The 18,583-nt window shown below is 74.7% G+C and carries 14 protein-coding genes and 1 pseudogene; 9 read left to right on the top strand and 6 right to left on the bottom strand.

Annotation, left to right across the window (positions count from 1 at the left end):
* Positions 1-24: 24 nt before the first annotated feature.
* A complete protein-coding gene (locus tag ACFV9Q_RS03900; protein ID WP_377233244.1) occupies positions 25-1,761 on the bottom strand; it encodes a CocE/NonD family hydrolase in 1,737 nt (578 codons plus the stop codon).
* A gap of 277 nt (positions 1,762-2,038) precedes the next feature.
* On the opposite strand from ACFV9Q_RS03900, the gene ACFV9Q_RS03895 reads away from it, so the two are divergent.
* The 4 genes and pseudogenes from ACFV9Q_RS03895 to ACFV9Q_RS03880 all read left to right on the top strand — a co-directional run.
* The gene (locus tag ACFV9Q_RS03895; RefSeq protein WP_377233243.1) at positions 2,039-3,232 is read left to right on the top strand and encodes a sensor histidine kinase; all 1,194 of its coding nucleotides are present in this window, start codon (positions 2,039-2,041) and stop codon (positions 3,230-3,232) included.
* Complete coding sequence (locus ACFV9Q_RS03890) at positions 3,229-3,831, top strand: response regulator (RefSeq protein ID WP_377228254.1); 603 nt, start codon at positions 3,229-3,231, stop codon at positions 3,829-3,831. The genes ACFV9Q_RS03895 and ACFV9Q_RS03890 overlap by 4 nt, the downstream gene beginning before the upstream one ends.
* Positions 3,832-4,060: 229 nt before the next feature.
* Positions 4,061-4,510: a hypothetical protein gene (locus tag ACFV9Q_RS03885; protein ID WP_377233242.1), complete on the top strand. Its 450-nt coding sequence runs from the start codon at positions 4,061-4,063 to the stop codon at positions 4,508-4,510.
* 127 nt (positions 4,511-4,637) lie between these two features.
* A pseudogene (locus ACFV9Q_RS03880) lies at positions 4,638-7,451 on the top strand (BTAD domain-containing putative transcriptional regulator); the annotation flags it as partial.
* 107 nt (positions 7,452-7,558) lie between these two features.
* On the opposite strand, the gene ACFV9Q_RS03875 reads toward ACFV9Q_RS03880, so the two are convergent.
* Positions 7,559-8,719 (bottom strand): ArsR family transcriptional regulator, encoded by a 1,161-nt coding sequence (locus ACFV9Q_RS03875; RefSeq protein ID WP_377233241.1) that lies wholly within the window; start codon positions 8,717-8,719, stop codon positions 7,559-7,561.
* A 104-nt stretch (positions 8,720-8,823) separates the two neighbouring features.
* Between ACFV9Q_RS03875 and ACFV9Q_RS03870 the strand changes: the two genes are divergently transcribed.
* Complete coding sequence (locus ACFV9Q_RS03870; RefSeq protein WP_377233240.1) at positions 8,824-11,958, top strand: BTAD domain-containing putative transcriptional regulator; 3,135 nt, start codon at positions 8,824-8,826, stop codon at positions 11,956-11,958.
* Here the strand turns inward: ACFV9Q_RS03870 and ACFV9Q_RS03865 are convergent.
* The 4 genes from ACFV9Q_RS03865 to ACFV9Q_RS03850 are packed head-to-tail and all read right to left on the bottom strand — an operon-like array spanning position 11,873 to position 15,813.
* On the bottom strand, positions 11,873-12,625 hold the full coding sequence (locus ACFV9Q_RS03865) for a succinate dehydrogenase/fumarate reductase iron-sulfur subunit (protein WP_377233239.1): 753 nt from the start codon (positions 12,623-12,625) through the stop codon (positions 11,873-11,875). The two genes, ACFV9Q_RS03870 and ACFV9Q_RS03865, sit on opposite strands and share 86 nt — an antisense overlap.
* Positions 12,622-14,658: a fumarate reductase/succinate dehydrogenase flavoprotein subunit gene (locus ACFV9Q_RS03860; RefSeq protein WP_377233238.1), complete on the bottom strand. Its 2,037-nt coding sequence runs from the start codon at positions 14,656-14,658 to the stop codon at positions 12,622-12,624. Before ACFV9Q_RS03860 ends, ACFV9Q_RS03865 begins: the two co-directional genes overlap by 4 nt.
* A 46-nt stretch (positions 14,659-14,704) precedes the next feature.
* Complete coding sequence (locus ACFV9Q_RS03855) at positions 14,705-15,529, bottom strand: hypothetical protein (RefSeq protein ID WP_377233237.1); 825 nt, start codon at positions 15,527-15,529, stop codon at positions 14,705-14,707.
* On the bottom strand, positions 15,526-15,813 hold the full coding sequence (locus tag ACFV9Q_RS03850; protein WP_377228247.1) for a hypothetical protein: 288 nt from the start codon (positions 15,811-15,813) through the stop codon (positions 15,526-15,528). Before ACFV9Q_RS03850 ends, ACFV9Q_RS03855 begins: the two co-directional genes overlap by 4 nt.
* A gap of 177 nt (positions 15,814-15,990) precedes the next feature.
* Here ACFV9Q_RS03850 and ACFV9Q_RS03845 point away from each other — a divergent pair, with 177 nt between their 5' ends.
* From ACFV9Q_RS03845 to ACFV9Q_RS03830, 4 genes are all read left to right on the top strand, one after another.
* Entirely contained in the window at positions 15,991-16,470 is a 480-nt protein-coding gene (locus ACFV9Q_RS03845; protein ID WP_377233236.1) for a MerR family transcriptional regulator, read from the top strand.
* Between the two features lie 41 nt (positions 16,471-16,511).
* Positions 16,512-17,498, top strand: a complete 987-nt coding sequence (locus tag ACFV9Q_RS03840) for an NAD-dependent epimerase/dehydratase family protein (protein ID WP_377233235.1) — start codon at positions 16,512-16,514, stop codon at positions 17,496-17,498.
* Between the two features lie 89 nt (positions 17,499-17,587).
* Positions 17,588-18,010 (top strand): hypothetical protein, encoded by a 423-nt coding sequence (locus ACFV9Q_RS03835; RefSeq protein ID WP_377233234.1) that lies wholly within the window; start codon positions 17,588-17,590, stop codon positions 18,008-18,010.
* Between the two features lie 15 nt (positions 18,011-18,025).
* Positions 18,026-18,571 (top strand): ferritin, encoded by a 546-nt coding sequence (locus ACFV9Q_RS03830; protein ID WP_377228243.1) that lies wholly within the window; start codon positions 18,026-18,028, stop codon positions 18,569-18,571.
* Positions 18,572-18,583 lie beyond the last annotated feature (12 nt).

Genomic DNA, 18,583 nt, shown 5'->3' with positions numbered 1-18,583 from the left:
ACGGGGCCGACGTCTGCGCCGCCGTCAGCCGCGCCCGCCGGGCGCCGGCACCGTGAAGGACGGCGCGCCCGGGGTCAGCTCCGCGGTGTACGCCGCGAGGTAGGAGTCCAGCCAGACGGCGCGCCCGCCCTCGGTCGGCACGTCGCCGGCCGGGTCGTCCACGGCGAGCTCCAGGCGGGCGTCGCGGACGCGGATGGTCTGGCCGGACGGCGTGTCCACCCAGGTGCCGGACCCGATCGAGCCGATCTCGACGGCCAGCCGGTGGCCGGCGGCCAGGGTCCAGTCGGTCGACTCCAGGTCGAGGGTCACCCGGCCCGAGTCGATGGCGGCGGCCTGCTCGACGAACGGCACGGCCGTCCCGTCCGGGGCGACGTCGTGCAGCTCGACCAGCACGTTGCCGGTGCCCCGCACGTCCAGCGCCACCTTCGGCGTGCCGACGACGCGGGTGTCCGTCGCGACGGGCTCGGACCACCTCAGGAAGCTCGACCGGGCGCCGTCCTGCTCCTCGTCAGGGCCGCCGTCGTCCACGTAGGAGCCGCCGCCGAGCGCGACCCGCGCGGTCCGGTCGGCAGTCGGCCAGGTGTCCTCGGCGCGCCAGGCGCCGGTGCTGTCCTGGATCGAGAACGCCGGGTACTCCGTCGTCGGCCCCGTGTCCTTGAGGTGCTCGTCGTAGAAGGCGCCGATCTCCTCGAACCAGCCCTCGCGCCCCATCTGGAGGGTGCCGTCCTCGGTGCGGTCGTTGCCCCGCACGTGGTCCCACGGGCCGAGCCAGCCGCGCTGCGGGCCGTCGTGGTTCGCGAGGTACTCGGCCATGCCCTCGGGCCGGGTGTTCCACTCCAGGAAGCCCTGGGTGACGAACAGCGGGGTGTCGCTCCCCTTCGCGTGCCTCGCCAGGTCCCGGTCCTGCCAGTAGCTCGTGCCCGGGTCGGCCTTCAGGTTGTTCAGCGTGTTGGCCGCGAGGCACTCGGGGTGCGCCAGCTCGTACCGCGAGTTCTTCACGTAACGCTCGTCGTCGTCAGCCAGCTGCGGGAGCTGGGCGATCGTGTTGTACGTGCTCGGGGCGATGATGCCCTCCTGGCGGGGCACACCGTTGCTGCGGACGCGGTCGTACATGTCCCAGATGGGCTCCTGGGCCACGACGGCCCTGAGCGCGTCCTGGTCCAGGTTGTTGCCGATCAGGCCGGTGACGGCGTCGTACGACTTGCCGTACATGCCCACCGCCCCGGTGGACCACGACTGGTCGGCGGCCCAGTCGATCGCGGCGGCGACGTCGGCCTGCTCGCCGGGGCCCGCGAAGTCGATGCAGCCGGTCGAGCCGCCGTAGCCGCGGGTGTCGACCAGGACCAGGGCGTAGCCGCGGTCGAAGAGGTCGATGCCCTCGACGAGGTCGCCGAACCGGTCGGACGGGCCGGTGTGCGCGTGGCCCTCCTCGGAGATCTCGCCCGAGTGCCCGAAGTACGAGCCGGCCGACAGGATCACCGGCACCTGCTCGCCCTTCTCCAGCCCCTCCGGGAGCAGGACGTCGGCGTGCAGCTCGACGTCGGAGCCGTCCGAGGACGGGAAGTAGTGCTGCGTCCAGGCGGCGCCCTCGGGGACGCGGTCGTTCTCCGCGTGCGTCACGGGGCGGTCGGCGGTGGCGACGGCGGCTTCGTCCGACGCCTTCTGCGCCGTCGCCGTGGCGACAGGGACGGTGACCGCCCCCGTCAGGGCGACGGCGGCGAGGGCTGAGACGGTCGTGACTGCGGCGCGTGAGCTGTGCACGTGCTCCTCCAGTGTTGTGGTGGCTGGGTCGGGGCTGGCTGGGTGGCTCGATCACATCCGAGATTTCACCCGCTCGACAGTGGGACGACGTCACCGGCCGGTCGTGACATTCGTCGGGGGCGGCCGTGACACAGCGTCACTGGTGAGGTCGGCGTCGGGCACGAATACTGGGTCCCGACCCCTTCCCGGCCCGACCTGACCCACCCGCCCCCGCGCGACCCGGAGTTCCCATGGAGACCAAGCCCGCGAGCGTGCACCACCTGCCGGGTACCGACCGTTGAGGCCCGGACGGACCGCTCTGTCCGAGCACAACGAGGCCTCCCAGGGGCGGCTGCGCCGCCTCAACCTGGTGCTGCAGGTCCCGCCGGTCGCCCTCGCGGGGGCGCTGCTCGTGGCGTTCGACCACAAGAACCCGTGGGGCACGGTGGCCCTGGTCGTGGGGGTGGTGGCCGCGGTCGTGGCCATGGAGCGGTGGACGGCGGACGACCTGGCCCGCGTCGCCCTGCCCTGCCTGGCCGCGAGCGCCGTGGTGTGGCTGTTCGGCGCGCTCGTCGCGGGGAGCAGCACGGCGTTCTACGGCATCGGCGTCGTGGGCTCGCTCGTGGTGCCGCAGCTCCCGCGGCACCGGGTCGCGGCGACGCTCGGGCTCGCTGCCTTCATCGCGGCCGCGGGAGCGAGCCGGCTGCTGGTGACCACGGACGACGTCGTCCGCGACCTGGTGACCTACGTGATCGTGCCGACGGGGGTCTTCCTGGTGGCCACCGCCCTGCTGTACGGCAACCAGCGGTACCTCGACCTCATGAAGGAGACGCGCGACCGTGAGGCGGAGCTCGCCGTTGCCCAGGAGCGGATCCGGTTCGCGAGCGACCTGCACGACATCCAGGGCCACACCCTGCACGTGGTGAAGCTCAAGACCGTGCTGGCCCAGAAGCTGGTGCACGGCGACGCCGACCGGGCGCAGGAGGAGCTGCGCGAGATCCACGCCCTGGTCGCCGACACGATCGCGCAGACCAAGAACCTGGCGCACGGGCAGCGGCGGCTCAACCTGTCGGCCGAGCTGGAGAACGCGAAGAACCTGTTCGAGGCCGCGGGCATCGACGTCCGCGTCGACCGCGTCGCCGAGGCCGACCCGCGGACCGCCGAGCTGCTCGGCCAGGTGCTGCGCGAGACGACCACCAACATCCTGCGGCACGCGCAGGCCTCGCTGGTGCGGATCACGCTGTCCGGCTCCGGCATCGACATCGTCAACGACGGTGCGCGGGACGGGCCGCCGCCCGCGCTCAGCGGGCTGTCCGCCCTGCGGCAGCGCGTGGCCGAGGACGGCGGCGAGCTGACGGTGGAGCAGGGCGCCGGACGGTTCCGGACGGCGGCGGCGTTCCCGCCAGGCGCGACTCCCGCGCCGGCCGGCGCGATCTCCGCGCCGACGACGAGAGCAGCGCCGGAAATGACAGCACTGGAGGGCAGCCGATGACCACGGTGGTACTGGCCGACGACGAGGCGCTGCTGCGTAAGGCCCTGGCCGCGCTGCTCCCCCTGGAGGGCGACATCGAGGTGCTGGCGGAGGCCGAGGACGGCGCCACCGCCGTCGAGGCCACGCTGCTGCACCGGCCCGACGTGCTCGTGATCGACCTGGAGATGCCGGGGGTCGACGGGCTCGGCGCCGTCGCGCAGATCCGCGAAGCGCGACCGGACCAGGTGATCCTCATGCTCACCCGCCACGCCCGGCCGGGGGTGCTGCGCAAGGCGCTGCGGCTCGGCGTCCAGGGCTTCGTCAGCAAGTCCGCGGAGCCGGCGCACATCACGCAGGTCATCGCGGCGCTGCACGAGGGCAAGCGCTGGATCGACCCGGACGTCTCGGCGCTCGCCGTCATCGACGACTGCCCGCTCACCGAGCGAGAGGTCGACGTGCTGCGCGTGACGAGCAAGGGCTACTCGGTCGCCGAGATCGCGGCCCAGCTCCACCTCGCGGAGGGCACGGTGCGCAACTACCTCTCGAACGCGATGCAGAAGACCCAGACCCGGACCCGGCACGAGGCGGCCCGCTACGCACGGGAGCACGACTGGTTGTAGGGCGTGCTGGATGCCGGCCGCCGGCTGCCGGCTGGAAGTGCGCTTCTACCCAGTCATTGGGCCCGTATTCATGGTGATTCCGGGCCCGATGACGGGGTAGAAGCGCACCTTGCCCGGGCCGACCTGGCCGGGGCGACGACGGCCGGGCCCGGGCACATCCGGCCTGATCACGGGTGAAATCGTGGCCGGGCACCTGTCCGGCGCCGACCGCCACGGCTAGCCTCGCCCCGTGAGCCAACCGCCGACGCCGCGACCGCCCGTGCCTGCCCCCGACGCGGTGCTGTCGTTCACGGTGCAGGGCAACTTCCTGACCACGAACATGGTCCCGCCGCGGCTCACCATCGACGGCTGGCCCGCTCCGTTGCCGGTCACCGGCACCCGGAAGATCCCCATCCGGTCGGGACGGCACCATCTCCAGGTGCACTCCCAGTGGCTGCGCCAGTACGGCCACGCCGCCCTCGACATCGACATCGCACCCGGCCAGACTCTCGACGTGTTCTATGCGCCGCCGCACCAGAACTTCTACGACCAGGGGGCGATCGGCCACGGTCCCCAGGTCCGCCGGGGCCGTGGAGTCATGATCGCCACCTGGACGATGATCAGCCTGCTCCTCCTGGGGGTGGTCGGCCTGTTCCTCGGGATGACGTTGGCAACCTTCGCGATGCTGGCGACGCCCTGACCCACGAACGGGCCAACGGCGGCGAGAATTCCGACCAGGCGCGACACTGAGCGGGTACGGCACAGCGCAGGCACCACGGCAGGCACAACGACGGCAGGCACAACGACGGCCGACCCAGGGAGCGGGCATGGCACTTGTCACGGGCCGGCTGCAGGTACGTCTGCTCGGCCCGTTCGCCGTGACGGTCGACGACACGCCCGTCGCCCTCAGCTCCCGCCTGCGCACGCTCCTCGCGGTGCTCGCGCTCGACGTCGGGCGGCCCGTGCCGACCGAGCGCATCGCCGCCGCCGTGTGGGGCCCGGACCGCCCCGCCGACACCCGCAAGGCCATCCAGGTGCTGGTCACCCGGCTCCGCACGGCGCTCGGGCCCGACGCCGTCCGCACCACCCCCGGCGGCTACCAGCTCGACGTCCCGCCGGACGCCGTCGACCTGTCCCGGTTCGAGTCGGCGCTGGCCGAGAGCCGCGCGGCGGCCGACCCCGCCGAGGAGTATTGGCTCCTGCGCCAGGCCCTCGCGCACTGGCGGGGCTCCCCCTTCGAGACCGTCGACTCCGACCTGCTCGTCACGGTCGACCGCCCGCGGCTGGTGCAGCCCGCGCTGGCCGCCGTGGAACGGTGCGCCGACCTCGCACTGGCCGGCCACGCCCCGCGCCCGGGCACCCCGCGCCACAGCACCCCGCACCCGGGCGCCCCGGACCCCGGCACACCGGTCCCCGGCGACACAGACCGCGCCGACACAGACCGCGCCGACACAGACCCCGGCACCCCAGACCCCAGCGACGCAGGCCTCGGCGCCCCAGACCCCAGCGACGCAGGCCTCGGCACCCCAGACCCCAGCGACGCAGGCCTCGGCACCCCAGACCCCAGCGGCGCAGGCCTCGGCGATGCAGACCTCGGCGAGCTGGCCGCCGCGCTGCGCGAGCTCGTCGGCGTCCACCCGCTGCGCGAGAGCCTGTGGGTCCGGCTCATGGGCGTGCTCGACCGCACCGGCCGGCGCGCCGACGCCCTGGCCGCCTACCAGGACCTGTACCGGATCCTGCGCGACGAGCTCGGCACCCCGCCCGGCGCGGAGGCCCAGGCGGCCCACCGCCGCCTCCTCGCCCCCGAGCCACCCGAGCCACCCGAGCAGTCCGAGCAGTCCGAGCAGTCCGAGCAGTCCGAGCAGTCCGCGCCACCCCCGCCGGCAGCACGATCGGCACCACCGGCGCAACCAGCCCCACCGGCCCTGCTCCCGCCCCCGGAGCGCACCTTCCGCGGCCGGGCCGCCGCCCTCGGCGCCCTGGACGCCCTCCTCGACACCGCCCCCGGGATCGCCGTCGTCGACGGACCGGGCGGCGTCGGCAAGACGGCGACGGTGCTGCACTGGGCCCACCGCGCGTCCGACCACTTCCCCGACGGCACCCTCTACGTGAACCTGCGCGGCTACTTCCCCACGAACACGCCCGTGGCCCCCGCGGTCGCCGTGCGCCAGTTCCTCGACGCGCTCGGCGTCCCGCCCGCCCGGATCCCGGACGACGCCGACGCCCAGGCCGCTCTGTACCGCTCGGTGCTCGCGGACCGCCGGGTCCTGGTGGTGCTGGACAACGCCCGCGACGTCGAGCAGGTGCGGCCCCTCCTGCCGGGCGGACGGCGCTGCGTGGTGGTCGTCACGAGCCGGAACCGGCTCGGCGGCCTGGTCGCCGTCGAGGGCGCCGCGCGGCTCGCCCTCGGGACCCTCCCGTCGCCCGAGGCCGAGGACGTGCTGGCCGCCCGGCTGGGCGCCGCCCGCCTCGCGGCGGAGCCCGAGGCCGTGCGCGAGCTGCTGGCGCTGTGCGGCGGGCTCCCCCTGGCGCACGTGATCGTCGCCGAGCGCGCGGCCGCGCGGCCCGGGGCGCCGCTCGCCGGCCTGGTCCGCGAGCTGCACCGGTCCCGCATCGCCGCCCTGTCCGCCGGCCGCGACCACGCGGCCCGCTCCGTCTTCTCGTGGTCCTACCGCGCGCTGGGCGCCGACGCCGCCGCGGTGTTCCGCCTGCTCGGCCTGCTCCCGGGACCCCATGTCACGATCCCGAGCGTCGCGAGCCTCGGCGCGCTCCCCCGGGACCGCGCCCGCGCCGCCGTCGCCGAGCTGGAGCGGGCGAGCCTCCTGATCGAGCTCGCGCCGGGCCGGTTCACCATGCACGAGCTGCTCATGGACTACGCGACCGAGCTGGTCGCCAAGGACCCGCCCGAGCAGTCCGCCGCCGCGACCGTCCGCATGCTCGACCACTACCTCGGCATGGCCCACCAGGCCGAGGATTCGCTCGCCCTCACCGAGGACCGGCACACGCTCGCCCCGCCGGCGGACGGCGTGCTCGGGTCGCTCCCGCCGTCCGGGTACGACGCCGGGGCGGCCCTCCTCGACACAGAGGCGCCCGTCCTCGTCGCGATGGTCCGGCGCGCCGCCGCCACCGGCAACCACGAGCACACCTGGCGCATCGCGCGCTGCCTGCGTCCGTACCTGTGGGCGCGCAAGCAGGTCCCGACCGTCCTGGAGGCCGAGCGCCTGGCGCTCGCCGCGCTGGAACGGCTCGGCCGCATTCCGGAGCAGGTGGGCTCCCGCCGCTGGATCGCCCACGCCCTCATGCGGCTCGGGCGGCCCGACGACGCCTGGCGCACCCTGGAGCCGACGCTCCCCCTGACCGAGCGCGCGACCGAGCGCACCGCCGAGCGCACGGCCGAGCGCCAGACCGAGCGCCACGCCGAGGTCGACGACACCACGCGCGCCTGGCTGCTGAACACCACGGCCGCCGTCCTGTCCGAGCTGGGCCGCCTGGACGAGGCTCTCGACCACGCCGGGCGCGCGCTCGATCTCTTCCGCGGCACGGGCGACCTCCTCGGCGACGGCTGCACCGAGTCCGCGGTGGGCCTCTACCTGCGCCGGCTGGGCAAGCTCGACGCCGCCCTGGCGGCCGCGCAGCACGCGTACGCCACCCTGACGGAGGCCGACGACGTCTGGGTCCGCTGCTACACCCGCGAGCTCGTCGGTGACGTCCAGCTCGACCTGGGCGAGCCCGACGCCGCGGCCGCCACCTACCGGGCGTGCGCCGAGGAGCTGCGCGCCCTGGGCCGCACGGACGAGGTCCCCGGGATCCTCGCCAAGCTCGCAGCCGCCGACGCCGCGCGCGGCGCCCCCGCCGACGCCCGCGCCCCCGCCGACGCCCGCGCCGACGCCGACGCCGACGCCGACCCAGCCGATGCCGAAGGCCGCTGGACGACCGGCAGCACCCGGTCGCCGTCGAGCACCGCCTGACCGAGCGGCGTCAGGGTGTGCCACACACTGTTGCGCTCCCGCCGCGACGCGATCAGCCCGGCGTCGCGCAGCACGGACGCGTGCTCCGAGGCCGACGGCGCGGAGACGCCGATGTGCCGCGCCAGCTCGCTCGTGCTCGCGCCGTAGGTCAGGGCCGCCAGCGCGGCCGCGCGCGTCCGGCCGAGGAGCGCGGCCAGCGCCCGGTCGTGCCGCCCGCCGCCCGCCGGGCGGAGCCAGGACAGCCGGTGCGGCACCGGGTACACGAGCACGGGCGCGAGGCCCGGGTCGGCCAGCGAGATCGGCGCGCGCCAGCAGAAGAACGCCGGCTGCAGCGTGATCCCCCGGCCCTCGAGGTAGACGTCCCGGTCGGCCGCGGTCTCGACGCGGAGCACCGGGTCCCGCCAGGTGACGGACGGGTGCAGCGAGCCGAGCAGGGCCGCCGTGCCGCCGCCGGTCAGGGTGCGCACGTGCGCGGCGACGTCGGCCTCCACCGCGGTGCGGATCGCGGACCAGTACGGCGCGAGCGCCTGGTCGTGGTAGGCCTGGGTGGCCCGCTCCAGCCGCCGCCGGGCGGGCGCCGAGCGCGCGAGGTCGAGTGCCCAGCGCGGCACGTCGCGCTGCCCGCCCAGGAGCTCCAGCTCGTCCCGGAACCGGGCGGACGGCGTGCTCAGCACCGTCTCCAGGCCGGCCCCGAGCTCGGTGGTGCCGCCGGCGGGCGTGAGGAAGTCGGGCGTGTACCCCCGCGGCGGCGTGAGCCGCAGGTAGGAGCGCGCCTCCCACGACATCCCGGACACCACGCGGGAGCGCCACTCGGCGAAGACCAGCGGTCCGCCCGGCTGGTTGACCTGGTGCGCGCTGAGCACGGCCTCCCACAGCGGGTCGGGCCCAGGGGCGAGCCGGACCCGCAGCAGGTCCTCGGCGGTGAAGTGGATCCGTAGCATCGGCACCCTCCTGCAGGACGCCGGATCTCGGCGTCACCGCCCATTCCACGCCGTGGCGGTTTCAAACTGCTTTCACCTGTCGGTCGGGAGCCCGACCCGGCAGGATGGCCGGGACGGGGGGCGCGACGGTGCGGGACGGGATGCGGCAGGACGGGACACGGCAGGACGGGATGCAGCAGGACGGGACGCAGATGGACGACGGGCACGAGCCCGCGGTCACGGTCTCCGTGCTGGGCCCGTTCGCCGTCGTGGTCGACGGCGCGGAGGTGCGCCTGCCGGGCCGGCTGCGGGCCCTCCTGGCCGGGCTGGCCGTCGGCGCGGGCGCGCCCGTGTCCGTGGAGCGCCTGGTCGACGTCGTCTGGGGCGAGGAGCTGCCCGCCTCCCCGCAGGGGTCGCTGCAGGTGCTGGTCCGCAGGCTGCGGTCCGTCCTGGGCGACGCCGTGATCGAGACCGAACCGGGTGGGTACCGGCTCGCCCTTCCCGCCACGCGGGTGGACGTCGCGTCGTTCGCGGGGCTCGTCCAGCCCCGGCCCGGCGAGGCCCCGGCCGCGGAGCGCCGGCGCCTGGCCGACGCGCTGGGCCTGTGGCGCGGCGCGCCGTTCGACGGGGTCGCCTCCGAGCTCCTGCACGCGGTCGAGGGTCCGCGGCTGGAGGAGCAGCGCCTGGCGGGGCTGGCCCGCCGGATCGAGATCGACCTCGCGACGCCGGACGACGCCCTCGTCGCGGAGCTGCGCGAGCTCACGGACCGGTACCCGCTGCAGGAGCGCTTCTGGGGGCACCTCATGACGGCGCTGGCCCGGACCGGGCGGCCCGCCGAGGCCCTCGACGCGGCCGCGCGGCTGGAGCGGACGCTCGCCGACGAGCTGGGCATCGGGCCCGGGGCGGCGATCCGGCGGCTGCGCCGGGACATCGCAGGCACGCAGATCGCAGGCCAGCAGATCGCAGGCACGGATACCGCCGGCTCGAAGAGCGCAGACGCAGAGTCCGCAGGCCCAGCGTTCGCAGGCCCAGCGTTCGCAAGCCCAGCGTTCGCCGGCGCAGAGTCCGCCGGCGCAGACGCCGCCGTCCGACCGGCCGAGGAGCCCGGCCGGGTCCCGCGCCAGCTCCCGCTGGGTCCCCTGGCGTTCAGCGGCCGCGCGGCCGCGCTCGCCGGGCTCGACGCGTTCCTCGCGGACGACGGCGCGCCCCGGGTCGCGGTGCTCGACGGCGCGGGCGGCGTCGGCAAGACCGCGACCGCGCTGCACTGGGCGCACCGGGTGTCGGGCCGGTTCCCCGACGGGCAGCTCTACGCGAACCTGCGGGGCTTCGACCCGACGTCGGCGCCGGTGCCGCCGGGCACGGTGGTGCGGGCGTTCCTGGAGGCCCTGGGCGTGGCCAAGGGCCGCGTCCCGGCGGCGGAGGACGCCCTGCTCGCGCTGTACCGGGGCGTCGTCGCGGGACGGCGGCTGCTCGTGGTGCTGGACAACGCCCGCGACGCCGACCAGGTGGCGCCGCTCCTGCCCGGGTCCGGGCCGGGCGTCGCCGTGGTCACGAGCCGCGCCACCCTGACGGGCCTGGGCGCCGCGCGGGTCGCGCTGGGCACCCTGACACCCGCCGAGGGGCTCGACCTGCTCGCGCTGCGGGTCGGCGCGGAGCGCTGCGCGGCCGAGCCGGAGGCCGCGCGCCGGATCGTGGAGCGGTGCGCCGGCCTGCCGCTGGCCGTCGTGATCGCCGCGGCCCGGGTGCTGGCCCGGCCGGGATTCCCGCTGTCGGCGGTCGCCGACGAGCTGGCGGACGGCGGCGCCCGGCTGGACACGCTGGGCGACGACGACGCGATGGCCGACGTCCGCAGCGTGTTCGCCACGTCGTACCGGGCGCTGACCCCCGCGGCGGCGCGCCTGTTCCGGCTGCTCGGGGTCCATCCCGGGCCGGACGTCGCAGGGTCCGCGCTGGCGGCCCTGTACGGCGACCCCGACGGCGGCGTCGGGGACGACGACGGAGGCTCTGACGGGGACGGGGACGGCGCCAGGAACGACGACGGGGAAGGCCCCGGGGACGACGCCGCAGGCCGCGCGCTGGCCGAGCTCGTCCGCGTGAACCTCGTGACGGAGCACGCGCCCGGCCGGTTCGCGATGCACGACCTCGTGGCGGAGTACGCCCGCGAGCGGGCGCGGGAGGACGAGACGCAGGAGTGGCGGGACGCCGCCGTCGGGCGCGTGACGGCCTGGTACCTGGGCGTCGCGCTGGAGATGGACCGCCGCCGGTGGCCCGCCCGCGTGCGCCAGGAGTTCGTCCGGGACCCCGGCCCCGTCCGGGTGCCGGACGAGGAGCCGGCCGCCTGGTTCCACGCCGAGCGGACCGTCCTGTTCGCCGTCGTGACGGCGGCCCGCGAGCACGGGTTCCCCGGCGAGCTGCTGTCCCTGGTCTGGGCCCTGTACAGCACGCTGTCCCACCACGCGGAGCAGCGCGACGCGCTGTGGACGGTGCTGGTCGCGGCTCGCGACGTCGCGGTCGAGGTCCGGGACCGCCGGGCGGAGCTGTGGTGCACCCGGTACCTCGCGGCGGTGGCCGCGGCCGCGGGGCGCCGCAGGGAGTGCGAGGAGCTGCGGCGCCGCACCGTCGACCTGGCCGCCGAGCTGGGCGACGTGCGCGGGCTCCAGCTCGCCCACCACGGCTACGCCGGCGACCTGGTGCGCTGGGGGCGGCACGACGAGGCGGTGCGCCAGGCGGAGCAGGCGCTCGTGCACGGCCGCCGCTCCGGCGACCCCTTCCACGAGGCCCACGCGCTGAACATCCTCGCGTGGGCCCTGGCGCACTCCGGCGACCTCGACCGGGCTCTGCCGCTGGCCGAGCGGGCCCTGGGGATGCTGAACGACCGCGACAACCCGACCACCCGCGCCGTCGTCTGGGACACGCTCGGCCACGTGCACACCGCCCTGGGCGACCCGGGGCGGGCGATCGTCTGCTACCAGGAGGCGGCGGTCCGGTTCCGGAAGTTCGACATGCGACAGGACCTGGTGGCGGCCGAGCGCCGGCTCGCCGTCCTGCTCGGCGAGGCCGGCCGCTGGACGGAGGCGCGCGACGCCTGGCAGGAGTGCCTGGACCAGTCCGTCGAGCTCGGGCTCGGCGGCGTCGCCGCGATCCGCACAGAGCTTGCCCGGGCCACCGACCAGGTCAGTCGCGCCGCCGCGAGATCGTCCGACCCAGCCACACGAGGGGGTCGTAGCGCCGGTCCGCCACCCGCTCCTTCATCGGGATGAGGGCGTTGTCGGTGATCTTGATCCCCTCGGGGCACACCTCGGTGCAGCACTTGGTGATGTTGCAGCGGCCCAGGCCGTGCTCGTCCTGCGCGGCGGGCACCCGGTCGGCGACGTCGAGCGGGTGCATCTCGAGCTCGGCGACCCGCATCAGGAACCGCGGGCCGGCGAACGCCTCCTTGTTCTCGTCGTGGTCGCGCACCACGTGGCACGTGTCCTGGCACAGGAAGCACTCGATGCACTTGCGGAACTCCTGCGAGCGCTCGACGTCGACCTGCGCCATCCGGTACTCGCCCGGCGCCAGGCCGTCCGGCGGCGTGAACGACGGGACCTCGCGCGCCTTGGCGTAGTTGAACGACACGTCCGTCACGAGGTCGCGCAGCACCGGGAAGGTCCGCATCGGCGTCACGGTGACCACGTCGGTGGGCGCGAACACCGACATCCGCGTCATGCACAGCAGCCGCGGGCGCCCGTCGATCTCGGCCGAGCACGACCCGCACTTGCCCGCCTTGCAGTTCCACCGCACCGCGAGGTCGGGCGCCTGCGTGGCCTGGATCCGGTGCAGCACGTCGAGCACGACCTCGCCCTCGTTGACCTCCACCTCGAAGTCCGCGAGCGCCCCGCCGGACGCGTCCCCGCGCCAGACCCGGAAGCGTCCCTTGTAGCTCATGCCGTTCCTCCCTCGGGGTGCAGCACTGCGGACGGCCCGACGTCAGGCTGCCCGGCCTCGGGGTGCCCCGCGTCGGGATGCCCCGCGTCGGGATGCCCCGCCAGCTCGGCCGGCGTGTAGTACTTCTCCAGCTCGGACAGGTCGAACAGCGCGAGCAGGTCCGGGCGCATGGGTTCGCGCTCGGCGGGTTCGACGGCGGTCCGCGGCACCACCGCTGCCCCGGTACCGAGCCCGGAGCCGTCGCGCACGCAGTGCGTGACCAGCACCCGGTGCCGCCACTCGGCGTCGAGCCCGGGGTGGTCCTCGCGGGTGTGGCCGCCGCGGCTCTCGGTGCGCAGCAGGGCGGAGGACGCGACGGCCTCGCTGACCATGAGCATGTTGCGCAGGTCCAGCGCCAGGTGCCAGCCGGGGTTGTACTGGCGGTGGCCCTCGACGACGACGTCGTGCACCCGGGCCCGCAGCTCGGCGAGCCGGTCGAGCGCGGAGACGACCTCGGCCTCCGTGCGGATGATACCGACGAGGTCGTTCATCACACGCTGCAGCTCGGCGTGCAGCGTGTACGGGTTCTCGCCGCCGGCAGCGGCCGGGTGCGCCTCGAACGGCGCGAGCGTCATCGCGGCCGCCGCGGCGACGTCCGCGTCCCGGACGGCGGGCCGGCGGTCCAGGCCGACGACGTAGTCGGCCGCGCCGAGCCCCGCGCGCCGGCCGAACACCAGCAGGTCGGACAGCGAGTTGCCGCCGAGGCGGTTGGAGCCGTGCATCCCGCCGGCGCACTCCCCCGCCGCGAACAGCCCGGGCACGCGGGACTGCCCGGTGTCGGGGTCCACGGCGATGCCGCCCATCACGTAGTGGCAGGTGGGGCCGACCTCCATCTGCTCGGCCGTGATGTCGACGTCGGCCAGCTCCTTGAACTGGTGGTACATCGAGGGCAGGCGCCGCCGGATCTCGTCGGCGGGCATGCGGCTGGCGATGTCGAGGTAGACGCCGCCGTGGGGCGAGCCGCGGCCCTCCTTGACCTCGGTGTTGATGGCGCGGGCCACCTCGTCGCGGGGCAGCAGGTCGGGCGTGCGGCGGTTGTTCTCCTGGTCGTCGTACCAGCGGTCGGCCTCGTCCTCGGACTGGGCGTACTGGCCCTTGAACACGTCCGGCACGTACCCGAACATGAACCGCTCGCCGTCGGAGTTGCGCAGCACGCCGCCGTCGCCGCGCACGCCCTCGGTCACGAGGATGCCCTTGACGCTGGGCGGCCAGACCATCCCGGTGGGGTGGAACTGGACGAACTCCATGTCGATGAGGCTTGCGCCCGCCCGCAGGGCCAGGGCGTGGCCGTCGCCCGTGTACTCCCACGAGTTGGACGTGACCTGGAAGGACTTGCCGATCCCGCCCGTGGCCAGCACCACGGCGGGCGCGGAGAACAGGACGTGCCGGCCCGACTCGCGCCAGTAGCCGAACGCCCCGGCGACGGCGCCGTGGTGCTCGGTGCCCGCCTCGGGGTCGGTGAGCAGCTCGGTGATCGTGCACTCGGCGAACACCCGCAGCCGCGCCTCGTAGTCGCCGGTGGCGGCGTGGTCCTCCTGCTGCAGCGCGACGATGCGCTGCTGGAGGGTGCGCAGCAGCTCCAGCCCGGTCCGGTCGCCGACGTGCGCGAGCCGCGGGTAGGTGTGCCCGCCGAAGTGGCGCTGGCTGATCCGGCCGTCGGGCGTGCGGTCGAACAGCGCGCCGTAGGTCTCCAGCTCCCAGACCCGGTCCGGCGCCTCCTTCGCGTGCAGCTCCGCCATCCGCCAGCTGTTCAGGAACTTGCCGCCGCGCATCGTGTCGCGGAAGTGCACCTGCCAGGAGTCGTGCTCGTTGACGTTGCCCATGGCCGCCGCGCAGCCGCCCTCGGCCATCACGGTGTGCGCCTTGCCGAACAGCGACTTGCAGACGATCGCGGTGCGCAGCCCGCGCTCGCGGGCCTCGATCGCGGCCCGCAGCCCCGCGCCGCCCGCGCCGATCACGAGGACGTCGTAGTCGTGTCGTTCGATCTCGGTCAAGGCCGGGCTTCCTCTCCGACGGGCCGTGCGGTTTCCGACGAGGCGGTTATCCGATGAGGCGGAGGTCCGTGATCGTCCCGCGCGCGACGAGCGTCACGTACAGGTCCGTGAGGATCAGCGACGCGAGCGTGATCCAGGCGAAGAACATGTGCCGCGTGTTGAGCGCGGAGATCCGGGTCCAGAACCAGTAGCGGACCGGGTGCTTCGAGAAGTGCGTGAGGCGGCCGCCCATCACGTGCCGGCACGAGTGGCAGGACGCCGTGTAGCACCACAGCAGCGCGACGTTCGCCAGCAGCACCAGGTTGCCGACACCCACGACGAACCCGTCGTCGGGATGCCGGAACGCGATGAGCGCGTCGTAGGTGTTGACCAGCGAGACCAGCACCGCGACGTAGAAGAAGTAGCGGTGCACGTTCTGCATGACGAGCGGGAAGCGGGTCTCGCCGGTCTGCCGCGCGTGCGGCTCGGGCACCGCGCACGCCGCCGGGGCGAGCCAGAACGACCGGTAGTACGCCTTGCGGTAGTAGTAGCAGGTCAGCCGGAAGCCCAGCAGGAACGGCAGGCTGAGGGCCGCGTACGGGATCAGCGGGTTGTCGGGCAGGAACATGCCGAAGTGCGACGAGCCCGGTGCGGACGCGCAGCCGAGCGACACGCACGGCGAGTAGAACGGCGTCAGGTAGCGCTCGTCCGCGAAGAAGTACGCCTGCTCGAACGCCCGCGCGGTGGCGTAGACGACGAAGACCAGCAGGCCGGCCGCCGTCGCCGCGGGCGCGAGCCACCACCGGTCCGTGCGCAGCGTGCGGGCGCCGACCGCGGCACGCCCCGGGGTGTCGACGCCGTGCGCGCCGACACCACGCGCCGTCGTCGTCACGACCGGTCGCCGTGGTAGCCGCCGAGCCCCTCGTCGTCGGCATCGCTGAACATCGAAGCGTCCAGCGGGGTGTCGGGCACGACGACGTGCTCGGGAACCAGGTCCGGGACGCCCCGCGCGGGGTGCGCCGCGGCGAGCTCGCCCGCGTCGATCTCCAGCCGCTCCAGGTCGTTCACCAGCCGCCGCACCTCGGGCGCGTCACCGAAGGCGCCGCGCACGTCGGCGACGCTCCGACGCAGCTGCTCGATCGAACGGCGCAGCGTCGCGAACTCGGTGGTCGTCATGGGACACCTCCTTGGCGACGCGCCTCACCCCGTCGTGAGGTGCGTCACACCAGACTCTGCCGTGTCTGTCCCGGTGAGGCAAGGGCGAACCCGCCGTGGGACCCGAGCGTGACAGGAACGAGACGTGACCGGCACCACGGTTGACCTCAAGCGCTCGAAGTAGCGGAACCTGGAGGCATGGAACGTGGGGGCATCGAACTCGGGGGTACAGGCACGACGACGGTACGGACGCGGGCGCTCACCATCCAGGAGGCCGCCCGGCGCACCGGGCTGAGCGCGTCGACGCTGCGGTACTACGAGCAGATCGGGCTCGTCGGGCCCGTAGACCGCGACCCGGACAGCGGGCACCGCCGGTTCGGGCCGGCCGTGGTCGAGACGCTGGACGCGCTGTCCTGCCTGCGCGGCGCCGGGGTGCCGATCGAGGAGATGCGGCGCTACCTGGCGCTGCTCACCCCGGGGAACGCCGCGGCCGCCGCCGAGGAGGCCGCGCTGTTCGCCGCACACGCCGACCGGGTCGAGGCCGAGCTGGCCCGGCTCGCGGTGCGCCTGGAGTACCTGCGCGCCAAGTCCGACCTGTGGCAGGCCCGCGTGGACGGCGACGCCGACGCCGAGCGGCGGGCGGCCGAACGCACGGTCGCCGCGATGACGAAGTTCTGAACCCCCTGACCTAGACCCCACCCTCATCAAGGAGCCGCACCATGCCTGGATCCGCCCTGCCCGAAAACAACTCCGCGCCCGTCCTGGTGACCGGCGGCAACGGCTACGTCGGCGGCCGCCTGGTCGCCGAGCTGCTGGACCGCGGGTACCGCGTCCGGGCGACCGTCCGCGACGCGGCTCGGGCCGGAGCCGTCACCGACCTGGTCCGCGCCGCCGGCGTCGACCCCGCGGGCCGCCTGGAGACCGTGGTGGCGTCGCTGGACCACGACGCCGGCTGGGCCGACGCCCTGGTCGGCGTCTCGGTGGTCCACCACGTCGCCTCGCCGTTCCGCTCCGTGCCCGAGGACCGGGCCGAGGAGATCATCACGCCCGCGGTGACCGGCACCCTGCGGGTGCTGCGCCACGCCCGGGACGCCGGGGCGACGCACGTCGTGCTGACGTCGTCGTTCGCCGCCGTCGGCTACAGCCCGAAGGCCGGGCGCCGGTACGACGAGACGGACTGGACCGACCCCGAGGGGCCGAACGACCCCTACATCCGCTCGAAGGTGCTGGCCGAGCGCGCCGCGTGGGACTTCGTGGCCGCGCAGGACGGCGGGCCCGGCCTGACCGTCCTCAATCCGACGGGCATCTTCGGTCCGGTGCTCGACGGGCGGCTGTCCACGTCCGTCGGGGCCGTCCAGGGCCTGCTGACCGGCGCCGTGCCGGTGCTCCCGCGGATGCGGTTCGGCGTGGTCGACGTGCGCGACGTCGCCGAGGCGCACGTCCGCGCGATGACGACGCCGGCCGCCGTCGGCGAGCGCATCCTCGTCACGAGCGGCGACGTCGTGACCTGGGGCTGGGTGATCGATCTGCTGCGCCGCGAGCTGGGCGTGGACATCACCGCAGTCGAGCAGGACGCCGCCGGGGGCGCGGACGTGCCGCCGCTGGAGATCAGCAACGACAAGGCCCGGCGGGTCCTGGGGATGTCGTTCCGCCCGGCCGGCACGACGCTGCTCGACACGGCCCGCAGCCTGCTCGCCCGGGGTTGACGCAGGTCACACCCACCTGTCGGCGCCACACCGTTGCCCCACCCAGGGCGGGTGGTGTTAGGTAAGCCTTACCTGACCTGGAGGACGACGTGGCGTACGACGACTTTTCCCTGCACCTGCTCATGGCGGGCGACGCGCACGACGCGCCGCGGCTGCGGGAGCTGATCGACCTGCTCCCCGTCTACGCCTACGGCCAGGTCTACGTGGAGGTCGGCGTGACCGGCGGCCAGCGGCAGGACGACCCGGCCGGCTGGCCGCTGCCGCCCGGGATGAGCATGACCGTGCTGCGCCGCTCCCCCGGCTCGCCCCGGCCCCGCCGCGGTCAGCTGCTGGCCGCGGCGGTCTCGGCCTGGGCGACCGAGTGGCTGCCCGACGACGCCTGCGCCTGCTGCGCCGGGCCGTTCGCCCTCTGGGTCGGCTGCGCGGCGAGCCCCGACGTCGAGGGGCTGTGCCACGCCCTGACCCAGCGGCTTGACCTCGTCCCGGCGCACCTGCACCGGCCCGGCCTCTGACCTACGGTTGGCCCCATGACGACGACCGATCCGAACTCCGAGTACCTGCGCCTCCTGGGCGAGCAGGTGGGCCACGAGTTCGCCGCGCACCTGCAGTACGTGGCGATCGCGGTGTGGTTCGACAGCCACGACCTGCCGCAGCTCGCCGCGCACTTCTACCGGCAGGCGCTCGAGGAGCGCAACCACGGCATGATGATCGTGCAGTACCACCTCGACCGGTCCCTGCCCGTGCAGATCCCGGGCACGGCCGAGGTGCGCAACGACTTCGCGAACGTGCTGGAGCCCCTGCAGCTCGCGCTCGACCAGGAGCAGCAGGTGACCAACCAGATCGAGGCGATCTTCCGCGCGGCCCGCGCGGAGGGCGACGCGCTCGGCGAGCAGTTCCTGCTGTGGTTCCTGGAGGAGCAGGTCGAGGAGGTCGCCGCCGCGACGACCCTCGTGACCGTCGCGAAGCGCGCCGGCGACAACCTCTTCGACCTGGAGAACTACGTGGCCCGCGAGACCATCGGCGACGCCGGCGAGTCGGCGGCCGCACCCCGCGTGGCGGGCGGGTCGCTCTGACCCAGGTGTACC

Source organism: Promicromonospora sp. NPDC059942 (genome assembly GCF_042731755.1).
Taxonomy (GTDB): domain Bacteria; phylum Actinomycetota; class Actinomycetes; order Actinomycetales; family Cellulomonadaceae; genus Promicromonospora.
This window is presented reverse-complemented; position numbering and strand designations above follow the sequence as displayed.